The sequence below is a fragment of the Clavibacter tessellarius genome, from assembly GCF_001618005.1.
Classification (GTDB): Bacteria; Actinomycetota; Actinomycetes; order Actinomycetales; family Microbacteriaceae; genus Clavibacter; species Clavibacter tessellarius_A.
Window position 1 is genome coordinate 152,933 of the sequence record NZ_LQXA01000019.1, and the last position, 11,486, is coordinate 164,418.

At 66.8% G+C, this 11,486-nt stretch carries 9 protein-coding genes and 1 tRNA gene; 6 read left to right on the plus strand and 4 right to left on the minus strand.

Translation table 11 applies throughout. The features are described 5' to 3' along the window. The first annotated feature begins 146 nt into the window (after positions 1-146). On the plus strand, positions 147-2,348 hold the full coding sequence (locus AWH51_RS15650; RefSeq protein ID WP_081234863.1) for a phage infection protein: 2,202 nt from the start codon (positions 147-149) through the stop codon (positions 2,346-2,348). 69 nt (positions 2,349-2,417) lie between these two features. Here AWH51_RS15650 and AWH51_RS04930 read toward each other — a convergent pair. Further along, positions 2,418-2,491 (minus strand) — tRNA-Gly (locus AWH51_RS04930). An 81-nt stretch (positions 2,492-2,572) separates the two neighbouring features. Here AWH51_RS04930 and dcd point away from each other — a divergent pair. Continuing rightward, positions 2,573-3,178 (plus strand): dCTP deaminase, encoded by a 606-nt coding sequence (gene dcd / locus AWH51_RS04935; protein ID WP_043583745.1) that lies wholly within the window; start codon positions 2,573-2,575, stop codon positions 3,176-3,178. Positions 3,179-3,452: 274 nt separating this feature from the next. Then, positions 3,453-6,449 (plus strand): DUF5695 domain-containing protein, encoded by a 2,997-nt coding sequence (locus AWH51_RS04940; protein WP_063070987.1) that lies wholly within the window; start codon positions 3,453-3,455, stop codon positions 6,447-6,449. 35 nt (positions 6,450-6,484) lie between these two features. Here the strand turns inward: AWH51_RS04940 and AWH51_RS04945 are convergent, their stop codons facing one another. Further along, a complete protein-coding gene (locus AWH51_RS04945) occupies positions 6,485-6,979 on the minus strand; it encodes an Lrp/AsnC family transcriptional regulator (protein ID WP_081234865.1) in 495 nt (164 codons plus the stop codon). 164 nt (positions 6,980-7,143) lie between these two features. On the opposite strand from AWH51_RS04945, the gene ald reads away from it, so the two are divergent. Together ald and AWH51_RS04955 are read left to right on the plus strand one after the other, a co-directional pair. After that, a complete protein-coding gene (ald, locus tag AWH51_RS04950) occupies positions 7,144-8,259 on the plus strand; it encodes an alanine dehydrogenase (RefSeq protein ID WP_063070988.1) in 1,116 nt (371 codons plus the stop codon). A 77-nt stretch (positions 8,260-8,336) separates the two neighbouring features. Then, the gene (locus tag AWH51_RS04955) at positions 8,337-9,038 is read left to right on the plus strand and encodes a hypothetical protein (RefSeq protein ID WP_063070989.1); all 702 of its coding nucleotides are present in this window, start codon (positions 8,337-8,339) and stop codon (positions 9,036-9,038) included. 249 nt (positions 9,039-9,287) lie between these two features. On the opposite strand, the gene AWH51_RS04960 is transcribed toward AWH51_RS04955, so the two are convergent. Beyond that, positions 9,288-9,794, minus strand: a complete 507-nt coding sequence (locus tag AWH51_RS04960; protein ID WP_063070990.1) for a DIP1984 family protein — start codon at positions 9,792-9,794, stop codon at positions 9,288-9,290. Positions 9,795-9,921: 127 nt separating this feature from the next. Between AWH51_RS04960 and AWH51_RS04965 the strand changes: the two genes are divergently transcribed. Beyond that, positions 9,922-10,803, plus strand: coding sequence for a patatin-like phospholipase family protein (locus AWH51_RS04965; RefSeq protein ID WP_063070991.1), 882 nt, complete (start codon positions 9,922-9,924; stop codon positions 10,801-10,803). Between the two features lie 82 nt (positions 10,804-10,885). Here the strand turns inward: AWH51_RS04965 and idi are convergent, their stop codons facing one another. After that, positions 10,886-11,458 carry an isopentenyl-diphosphate Delta-isomerase gene (gene idi, locus AWH51_RS04970; RefSeq protein WP_063070992.1) on the minus strand — a complete coding sequence of 191 codons (573 nt, stop codon included), beginning with the start codon at positions 11,456-11,458 and terminating at the stop codon, positions 10,886-10,888. Positions 11,459-11,486: the final 28 nt, after the last annotated feature.

Below are 11,486 nucleotides of genomic sequence, written 5' to 3' on the forward strand. Positions count from 1 at the left end.
TTTCAAGCGTAAACCAGCAATTGAGAAATGTATCTGAAGCCAGGCCGCCGTTCGCGTGACGTCGCGTTCGTTATCTTCGAATCAGACTACGTTCAACCTCACTTTTTACCTTTTCCGCGAAGTGCCAGCACGGGGGTCGATAACTTATGAAAAAGCTAAAAATAGACTTTACGAATTGCCACGGTATTCGTCACTTGAAGGCAGATCTTAGCTTCAAGGATGCAAGAGCAACTGCGATTTACGCGCCTAACGGAATGATGAAGACTTCATTCGCCCGCGCCTTTAGCGATTTGTCTCGACGGGAGGAGTCGACGGATCACGTATTCCCAGAGCGCGAAAGCTCCAGGACCATCACTGACGAAGATGATACCGCCCTCACGGCGGACCAAGTGGTTGTGATCGTCTCTTATGACGAGGAAATTGGGCCCACGGAGTATACTTCAACGCTCCTTGTGGACAAGGTCCTCCGCTCGGAGTACGCGGCGATTCAGAGTAAGATTATTGAGTCGAAGGCGGAGCTAATTGCGGCACTCAAGGCGCAAGCTCAAACAAAAAAAGACGTGTCTTCGGAGCTCTCGATGGCATTCACGCGTGACCGCGAGAGCTTTTTCAAAGCCCTCCTTCGTGTCGAAGATGAAGTTAAAGACGAAGAGTCTCCTTACGCGTGGTTGCCGTATGACGTTTTATTTGACGACAAAGTTGTTGCACTTCTGGCAACAAAAGACTTTGCCTCATCCCTTGCCAATTATGTCACTCGTTTTAATGAGCTTTTAGATTCGTCCTCGTATTTTTCCCGAAAAACCTTCAGCTATTACAACGCCGAGACTATCGCGAAAAGCCTGGGTGGAAACGGCTTCTTTGAAGCAAAGCACTCCGTCATTCTGAATGACGGAGCTGATGGAACCGCGCTGTCGACGCAGGCCCAGCTGGCGGAGTTGATTGCTTCCGAGAAAGAGGCTATTAGCGACGACCCGCAACTTCGCAAAACATTCACCGCGATCGAAAGCAAGCTCACTAAAAATATCGAGTCGCGGCGCTTTTTTGACCTCGTGTCGGACCATCAAGAGCTTCTTCTGGAGCTTGATAATGTTGAGCGCTTTAAGGAGCGTGTCTGGAAGTCTTATTTGAAGGCTAACGAGCCCCTTTATCTGGAAGCAGTATCTCGCTTTCGAAAGGCAGAATCGCGAAAAGCAGAAATTGAGGCGGAAGCCGGAGCGCAAAGGGGGCAGTGGGAAGATGTTATCGAAATATTCAATCGTCGCTTCTTCGTTCCGTTCACCTTAATTGCGGAGAACCGCACAAATGTAGTTCTTGGACTTGAGCCGGTCGCTAAGCTCGGTTTTGAATTTGCGGACGGTGGTGACCGAACTTCCGTGGACCGCGGAGACCTCTTGGGCGTCCTGAGTACGGGCGAGAAGAAGGCACTTTACATTCTTAATGTTTTATTTGAGGTCGAGCGCCGCAAGGGGGTGCCGGGTGACACCGTATTTATCGTTGATGATATTGCCGACTCATTTGACTATAAAAACAAGTATGCCATCATTCAGTACCTGAAGGATATCGCCGAGGTGCCAAATTTTCGCCTTGTGGTCCTTACGCATAACTTCGACTTCTTCCGCACGCTTGAAAGTCGTTTTGTACCTTACAGCCAGTGCCTCATGGGACAAAGGGCACCAGCGGGGATGGAGCTAGTAAGGGCAGCCGGAATTAAAAATCCTTTTATCAAGGACTTTAAGCCAAACTTCTTTACGGATGCAACCAAACGATCTGCCGCAATTCCGTTTGTGCGTAATCTACTCGAGTATACACGCGGCGAGGATGATCCTGGATACGTCAAGTTGACGTCTCTCTTGCACTGGAAAGCCGAAACCGCCACAGTCACCCAGGCTGATATCGACACTATCTTTAATGACTTATTTTCAACCACTGGCTGCTGGCCGAGGCCGGATGAAAGCGTAACTGAGATGATTGGCGAGGAAGCGCAGAAATGCGTCGCTGACGCAGTGACCATGGATCTAGCGAATAAGATCACTTTGTCAATCGCGATTCGTGTTGCTGCAGAAAAGTATATGGTCGATAAAATTGCGGATCAGTCGTTTGTTGATGGCTTACGTGCCAATCAGACAGGCCACCTCTTTGCGCATTACAGGAAAAATTTCCCCGACGATCGTGACGCAATTCGAACTGTTGACGAAGTGGTGCTGATGACGCCCGAGAATATTCATGTAAACTCGTTTATGTACGAGCCCATACTGGATATGACTGACGAGCACCTTGTTCGCTTGCTCAAAGATGTAGGCACACTGCAAAAGAGTGTTTCTGGGATCTCTTCAAACTCCAGCTCTTGACGGTGTCGCCCAAGCGCCTTGAGTGGTTGAGTTTGGCAATCAAAACTCGAATTGATATTGATATTGGTGTGGAGCGAGTGACGGGAATCGAACCCGCGCTATCAGCTTGGGAAGCTGAAGTTCTACCATTGAACTACACTCGCGCGACCGGCCATCAGCCGGGTCGAGACCACAGCCTAGCAAGAGTCCGGCCGGGCGCCACCCCGCGCCGGTAGGCTCCTGCCGTGCTCCTCTCCGACCGTGACATCACCGCCGAGCTCGACGCCGGACGAGTGGCCCTCGACCCCTACGACCCCGGGATGCTGCAGCCCGCGAGCATCGACGTGCGCATCGACCGCTTCTTCCGGCTGTTCGACAACCACAAGTACCCCTACATCGACCCCGCCGAGGACCAGCCCGAGCTGACGCGCCTCATCGAGTCGAAGCCGGGGGAGCCGTTCATCCTGCACCCGGGCGAGTTCGTCCTGGGGTCCACGTTCGAGCTGGTCACGCTGCCCGACGACGTCGCCGCGCGCCTCGAGGGCAAGAGCTCGCTCGGCCGCCTCGGCCTCCTCACGCACTCCACCGCCGGCTTCATCGACCCCGGGTTCTCCGGCCACGTCACGCTGGAGCTGTCGAACGTCGCGACGCTGCCCATCAAGCTCTGGCCCGGGATGAAGATCGGCCAGCTCTGCTTCTTCCGCCTGTCGTCGCCCGCCGAGAAGCCCTACGGATCCGGCGAGTACGCCTCCCGCTACCAAGGCCAGCGCGGCCCCACGGCCTCCCGCTCGCACCTCAACTTCGTGCACACCGACGTGACGGTGACGGACGCGGGGCAGTCGGGGGAGTAGCCCGACCACTCGTCGCGCGGTGACTCCCGCGCGGCACCGGGACTCGGCGTGCCCGCGCACACCACCCCCCGTGGAGAACCCGCCGACCCCGCCCCGGCCGCATGCCATCCTCAGCCACCGGTTGCGATCCCCCCGTCGCGACACCGGCAGGGGCGCCCCTCCGCACCACATCCCACGCACCACGCACCAGCCAGCGATCCACCTGGGGCGCTTCGTCCGCACGCCGCCGGGCGCACACTCGTGCGCCCGGCTCCGTCCCACGAAGGAGAAGGCCATGTCGTCACGCCCACGCAGCAGCAGCAGGACCCGGAGGAGGTGGCTGGCGACGCTCGTCGTCGGCACCGTCCTCGCCACCGGATCGGTCGCGGTCACGCATTCCGCCAACGCGGAGGAGGCCGAGGCCGCGACCGTGTACCCGTACACGCTGAAGTCGAGCAAGATCCGGGCCGGCTTCGCCTCCGACGGCTCGCTCCAGTCGCTGAAGGTGGCCGGCGACCTGCACGACACCGAGTACCTCATGAACCCCACGACCGCGCCCGACCAGGCCGCGGATCCCGACGTGGGCAACCGCCAGTGGCTCGGCAACCTGATGTTCTCCTACGCCACGGGCGACGGCGCGATCACGAAGGACGGCGTCGGATCCACCGCGTGGAAGACGGCCTGGACCACCCGGTCGCAAGACGCCCGCACGGTCACGGCCACGCCCACGAGCGTCACGGTCACCTACGCCGACTCGAAGGACCCGCGCGGCATCTCCGGCTTCACCGTGCGCGAGACGTACTCGATCGCGGCCGACGGCTCCCTCACGTGGAAGCAGGACGTCACCAACTCGGGCAGCCAGCGCCTCGTCATCGGCGACTGGGGCATGCCCGTCCCCGGCAACGAGCTGTGGAAGGGCGGCGACCGGATCTACGAACGCCGCGTCCTCACCCACTCCTACGTGGGCAAGAACGGCTCCTACATCACCCTCGAGCGCCCCAGCGGCCAGGGCCCGTTCGTCGCGCTGACCCCGGACACCGCCACCGGATCCGGCCTCGAGTACCAGGACCGCTGGCGCACCCAGGAGGTGGGCGACACCCCGTGGGCCTGGAACGAGGACAAGGAGGGCTCGATGGTGAAGGGCCTCAACGTCTACTACGCGCACTCCATGGCGATCCAGAAGACGAACCGCGGCTACCTCGGCTCGACCAGCCTCGCCCTCGCCCCCGGTGTGTCGAAGAGCTACACGTACCACCTCGGCAAGGTCGCCGACGATCACGCGCTGAAGCAGTCGATGTACGACCAGGGCCTCCTCGACACCTCAGTGGTGCCCGGCTACATCGTGCCCGTCGACCGGAAGGCCGAGATGGCGTTCCGCGTGAAGGGCACCATCACCTCGGTGACGGCGCACAACCGCAACGACCTGCACGGTGCGAGCCCCACGGATCCGACGGTCACGTTCTCACGCGGCAACGGCGACTACCGCATCTACGACATGGCGTTCGACCGCACGCAGCTCGGCGCGAACGACGTCACGGTGGCGTACACCGACCAGACGGGAGCCGCGCGCACCTCGGTGCTCCAGTTCTCGGTGATCGACGACATCGCGCACCTGCTCGACATGCACGCGCAGTTCATGGTCGACAAGATGCAGTGGACGCCGAAGGACGGCATCGCCGCCTCCGACATCCGGGACTACACCTTCGACGACTGGATGATGAACGCCAAGGACGGCAGCGTCCCCACCCCGGCGAACCCCGCGGAGGGCCGCCGGAACGTCTACGACGGCTACTGGGGCCTCGGCGACGACTGGGGATATCCGCACGCGGAGTTCCTCGCCGAGAAGCAGGTCGTCCGGCCCGACGCGCACCAGATCGAGGCGCTCGACATGTACCTCCAGAAGGCGGTCTGGGAGCACCTCATGGGCAACACCTCGGCCACCGCGGCGCCCAGCTACGTGATCCACGACTTCTTCGAGCAGGGGAAGCCGGGCGCCCAGAACGACACCCCCATCGGGCGCGGCTACGCGTACCCGCACATCTACAACACGTTCCTCTCGATGTACGAGGTCGTGAAGAAGAACCCGTCGGCGGTCGCGTACCAGCACCCCGCCGAGTGGTACCTCCAGGCGGCGTATGGCGTCTTCAAGGAGCTGTACGACAACAAGGACGTGTTCTACAACTACTCGACCGGGCTCATGGGCGAGCAGTCGACGCCCCGCCTCATCGACGACCTCCGGGCCGAGGGCATGGGCGCGCAGGCCGACGACATCGTGAAGAAGATGGCGACGAAGTACGCCAACGTCTCCGCGGCGAAGTACCCGTACGGATCCGAGTACACCTACGACAACACGGGCGAGGAGGCCGTGTACATGCTCGCGCGCACCAACGTCGACGCGGATCGCACGAAGGCGCTCAAGATCATGCGCGACATCGTGTCGAAGACCGAGGCCGACCGCGGCCGCATGCCCGTCTGGTACTGGAACTCCGTGCCCACCACCATCACGGGCGAGAACACCTGGCAGTTCCAGTACACGGCGGCGCTCGCCGGCTACACGATGGACGACTACATCAACCACACGGCGGCCCTCGAGACCGGCGCCCAGGCCGTCTCGCCCGCCCGCCGGGCCGAATTGCAGCGGCTCAACTACGCCGGGAAGGTGGCCGAGCTCGCCACGGTGAACGCGGGGCAGATCAGCTCCGCCCCGGAGAACATCGGCGCCTCCGCGTGGACCTACCAGTCCGAGCGCGGCAACCTCGGCACCACGGGCGTGGGCGGCGGATCCGACGTGCCGCTCCTCAACGGCTGGCGCGGCATGACCGGCGAGAGCGACCTCGGGCTCTGGGGTGCGATGCAGACCCTGAGCGCCGACGTGGTGACCGACGACCCGATCTTCGGCACCGTCGCGTACGGCGCCGACGTCTCGTCCGCCGGCGGATCGCAGACCGTCGTCCCGGAGGACGGCCTCCAGCGACGCCTGCACCTCGTCACGCAGCAGCTCTCGGTGGACCTGAAGGACGACGCGTACGCCCGCGCCACGGTGAGCTCGGACAGCACCGACCTGCGCCTCGCGATGCTCAACCGCGGTGGCGCCGCGCACTCCGGCGCGGCCGAGGTCACCGGTCTCGCATCCGGCACCTACGCGGTGGTCGTGGGCGGGGTGACGCAGCGCACCGTCAAGGTGCAGCGTCCGGCGGCGGTGACGGATCCGATCGCGCAGCCCACGCGGATCGCGTTCGACGCCCCGGCCGGCGCCACGTTCGACGTGCACGTGGTGCGCACGGGCAGCTGAACCCGGTGGGGGATCCGGCGCGCTGCCGAGTACAGCTAGGCGCCCGGATCCCCCACCGCCGGCCCCGAGTGGTGGTGGTCGAACACGACGCTGGTGCGGGTCGACGCCACCGCCGGGTGCGCCGACAGGTGCTTCAGCACGAAGTCGCGGAGGTGGTCGCTGTCGCGGACGGCGATGTGGAGGATGAAGTCCTCGGATCCGCCGAGGAAGAAGAGCTGCACCACATCCGCCAGCTCGCGCATCTCGTCGGCGAACGCGGCCATCTCGTGCCGGGCGCCCGCACGGATCGCGATGCTGATGAGCGCCTGCAGGCCCACGCCCACCGCATCCGCGTCGATGGTGGCGGTGAAGCCCGTGATCACGCCGCGCTCGACGAGGCCGCGCACGCGGGTCACGCACGTCGACGGCGCGATGCCCGCCTGCTCCGCGAGGCGGCTGTTCGGGGTGCGCGCGTCGGCGCGGAGCAGGGCGACGAGCTTCCGGTCGACCGCATCCAGCGGCTCGGGGGCCCGCAGTTCCTTCGTCCGCATGATCCGCTCGCCCTCCCGCTCCGCAGGATCGCACCAGATGTACGTCTGCCGCCGACGATCCTACGGATTTCACGCGCTCGAAACGCACAATGGGCACCATGAGTCTCGCCCTCCCGCATCGCCGCCGCCGGCCGCACCTCGCGGGGAGACGAGACGGAGCACGCATGAAGGTCGGGATCCCCACCGAGATCAAGAACAACGAGAACCGGGTCGCCGCGACCCCCGCGGGCGTGCACGAGCTCGTGCGCCGCGGCCACGAGGTGCTCGTGCAGGAGGGCGCGGGGCTCGGATCCAGCATCACCGACGCCGACTACGTCGAGGCGGGCGCGACCATCGTCGCCACGGCCGACGAGGTGTGGGGCGCGGCGGATCTGCTGCTCAAGGTCAAGGAGCCGATCGCGGAGGAGTACCCCCGCATGCGCGCCGGCCAGACCCTCTTCACCTACCTGCACCTCGCGGCGTCGCGGCCCTGCACGGATGCGCTCGTCGCCTCCGGCACCACGGCCATCGCCTACGAGACCGTGCAGCTGCCGAACCGCCAGCTGCCGCTCCTCCAGCCGATGAGCGAGGTCGCCGGCCGGCTCTCCACCCAGGTCGGCGCGTACCACCTGATGCGCGCGGCCGGCGGGCGCGGCATCCTCCTCGGCGGCGTGCCCGGCACCCCGAAGGCGCGCGTCGTCGTGATCGGCGGCGGCGTCGCGGGCGAGCACGCGGCGGCGAACGCGCTCGGCATGGGCGCCGACGTCACGATCATCGACCTCTCCATCCCGCGCCTCCGCGAGCTCGAGAACCGCTTCGGCGGGCAGGTGCAGACGCGCGTCTCCTCCGCGTACGAGATCGCGGCGCAGCTGAAGGACGCGGATCTCGTGATCGGCTCCGTCCTCATCCCCGGCGCGCAGGCGCCGAAGCTCGTGACCGACGCGATGGTCGCCACGATGAAGAAGGGCTCCGTGCTCGTCGACATCGCCATCGACCAGGGCGGCTGCTTCGAGGGATCGCGCCCCACCACGCACGACGACTCGACCTTCCCGGTGCACGACAGCGTCTACTACTGCGTCGCCAACATGCCGGGCGCGGTGCCGGAGACCTCGACGCGCGCGCTCACCAATGCGACGCTGCCGTACGTGATCGCGCTCGCCGAGAAGGGGTGGAAGCGGGCCCTCGCCGAGGATCCCGCGCTCGCCCTCGGGCTGAACGTGCACGACGGGCACGTGACGAACTCGCACGTGGCGGCGGCGCTGGACATGCCGCTCATGCCGGTCGCGGAGGTGCTGGCCTAGCCCACGCGCTCAAGGCCGTCGCGGGATCGTGACCCCGCGACGGCCGGATCCGTTCGCATCCCTGGCAGGGTCGATGCATGACCTTCCGCTACGCCCCCGAGCCCGAGCCGACCGCGCCCCGCGAGCGGAAGACGTCGAACGGGGTCGGCGTCGCCGCGCTCATCGTGGGCGTGGTGTCGCTCATCGGCGCCGTCATCCCGCTCCTCAACTACGTGTCGGGGTTCCTCGCGTTCGCCGGCATCGTGCTCGGGATCATCGGCCTGGTGCTCCGCGACCGCCCCAAGGGCAGCGCGCTCGCCGGCCTCATCGTGAGCTTGGCGGCGCTGATCCTGTCGATCGTCCTCGCGATCGCCTACACGGTGGGCATCGCGTCGGTCATCGGCGACGCGGTGGAGGAGTCGCGCTCGTCGGCGAGCCCGGTGCCGCTGCCCGAGCCGCAGGGCACCGGATCGCCGGACGACGTCGAGGTCACCTACGAGATCACCGGCACGGCGACCTCGGTCACGGCCTCGTGGACGAGCGCGGTCGGCGATGTCTTCGGCATCGACCAGGCCGACGGGCAGACCCTCCCGTTCACCCGCGAGGTCGTCCTCCCCGGCGGCAGCGCGTTCGACGACCAGCGGCTGACGCTCGTGGGCGTCGGCGGGACGGAGCCGAGCGACCTGTCCTGCCGGATCCTCGTGGACGACCGGGTCGTCGTCGAGTCGTCCGCGTCGGGCCAGGCGGCCGCGGTCTCGTGCGTCGCGACGGCCGCGGAGATCCGCGGCCTCGACGACTGAGCCGCGCACGACGACGGGCCCGGCGCGCATCGCACCGGGCCCGCATCACGGGGCGAGGTCCCCGAACCCTCCCTCGTCGTCCGACCGGCACGTGGTGGTGAGCTGTTCCCGTGCACCGTTCCCGGTGCGAGGTGCGGGGCTGACGTGTGCTCGGCTCTCGCCGGGTGCGCTGCCCTCCGCGCCACAGGGGATCAGGATTCCCGCTGATCCGCCGGGGTGTGCCCGCTCCGGACGACTACCGACTCGCCCCTAGCCTTCCGTCCCGCCTGCCTCCTCGACCAGCTCCACCTCCCAGTTCGCGCGCTGGATCCGAGCGTCGAGCTCCCGCAGCTCGCGCGCCGCGTCGTCGGCCCGGTCGCGCACCTCGCGGATCGGCAGCGCCGCGATCTGCCGCAGCTCGCTCCGCATCTGCCGCGGCGCGTAGCCGGCGGCCATGCCCCCGCCCGCGCGGCCGGAGGCGGCGTCGGCCGCCGAGGTGAGGATCCCGTGCCGCGTCCGCAGCGCGTCCCGCCGGGCGAGCGCGGACGTCAGCGGCGTGCCGTCGTCGAGGCGGGCGGCCGTGTTGGTGAGGTTGATCCGCGTCACGAGCGCCGCCAGCACGTCGACCGTCTCGACGGCCTCCGCGAGCAGCGCGGCCGCGTCCTCCGCGGGATCCTCGCCCTCCTGGTACCGGGCGCTCGCCTGGATCCTGCTCCGCAGCGACTCGACGCGCCTCTGCAGGTCGGACCGTTCCATCAGCGCCTCGGCGAGTCTCATGCGTCCACCGTCTCACGGCTCCGGACCCCTGTCGGAGCCGGCGTCCAGCTGCCGTCCGCCTCGCGGTCGCCGCGCTCGTGGATGATGGTCGGGGACCCGCACCGGGCGGGCCTGGACAGGAGCGACCGTGAGCAGAGCGCAGGCATCGGAGCAGCAGGGCACCACGCGGGGGCTGGTCCTCGGCGGCGGTGGCGTCGCCGGCATCGCGTGGGAGACCGGGCTCCTCTCGGGCCTCATCGCCGCGGGCGTCGACCTCGGCGCGGCCGACGCGGTCGTCGGCACGTCGGCCGGATCCGTCGTCGCGATCAACCTGCGCGCCAGCGCCATCGACGCCGCCTACGACGAGCACTTCGTCGACGTGGCCGGCATGGTCGAGCCGATGGGCAGCCGCGACCTCTCCCGCACGATCGAGGTGATCGGCGAGGGCGTCGTGAGCACGGCAGGCGAGATCCCGACCCGGCAGAGGATCGGCGAGTTCGCGCTCGAGGAGTACGACCCCGAGGTCGACGACGCGGCGAGCGTCGAGCGCATCGGCCAGCTCCTCCCCATCCGCGACTGGCCCGAGAAGGACCTCCGCATCACCGCGGTCGACGCCGGCACCGGCCGCTTCACCGTCTTCGACAAGGACTCCGGCGCCGACCTCGTGCGCGCGTCCGCCGCGAGCTGCGCCGTCCCCGGCGTGTTCCCGCCCGTCACCATCGACGGCCGCCCCTACATGGACGGCGGCATGCGCTCCGGCACGAACGCCGACGTCGTCGCCGAGCACGAGCGGATCCTCGTCATCGCGTGCGGCCCCGAGGCGCCCGCCTCCGGCATGGGCCCGACGCTCTCCACCGTCGTGCAGCAGCTGCGCGGCCGGGCCGAGGTGCTCGTGATCCAGGCCGACGCGGAGAGCACGGCCGCGTTCGGCGAGAACTCGCTCCTGCTCTCGACCCGCAAGGTCTCCGCCGAGGCGGGCCGACGCCAGGCCGAGCGCGTCGCCGACGAGGTCCGCGCGTTCTGGGGGTGATCCCGCCCGCCCGCCCGCCGGGTGCGCGACGAGGGGCCCGGCCGCGCGAAGCGGCCGGGCCCCTCGTCGGTGGAGCGTCGGATCAGACCGCGGGCACGGCCGCCGCATCCGGCGAGCCGGCGTGCGCCGGGTGCTCCGGGTACAGCAGCGGCAGCTGCAGCGTGAGCCACGGGCTGAAGGCCCACGGCGTGTGGGCGACCGCGGGGATCAGCTCCTCCGGATCCGCCCACCGGTACTCGCCGACCTCCTCGGGTCGCGGATCCACCGGCGTGGCCGCCACGGCGCGGAACACCGGGCAGATCTCGTTCTCGACGATGCCCGCGGCGTCGGTCGCGCGGTAGCGGAAGTCGGGCAGCACGAGCTCGACCGAGGCGAGGGTGAGCCCGAGCTCCTGCTCGGCGCGGCGGTGCACGGCCTCGAGCATGTCCTCGCCCGGTGCGGGGTGCCCGCAGAACGAGTTCGTCCAGACGCCGGGCCAGGTGAGCTTGCCGATCGCGCGGCGCGTGACGAGGATCCTGCCCTCCGCATCGAACACGTGGCACGAGAACGCGAGGTGCAGCGCGGTGTCGCGGGTGTGGACCGTCGCCTTCGGCGCCGTCCCGATGGTCTCGCCGTCGTCGTCCAGGAGGACGACGAGCTCGGTGTGCTGTGACATGCGCTCCCTGCTTTCCGTTACCGCCTCG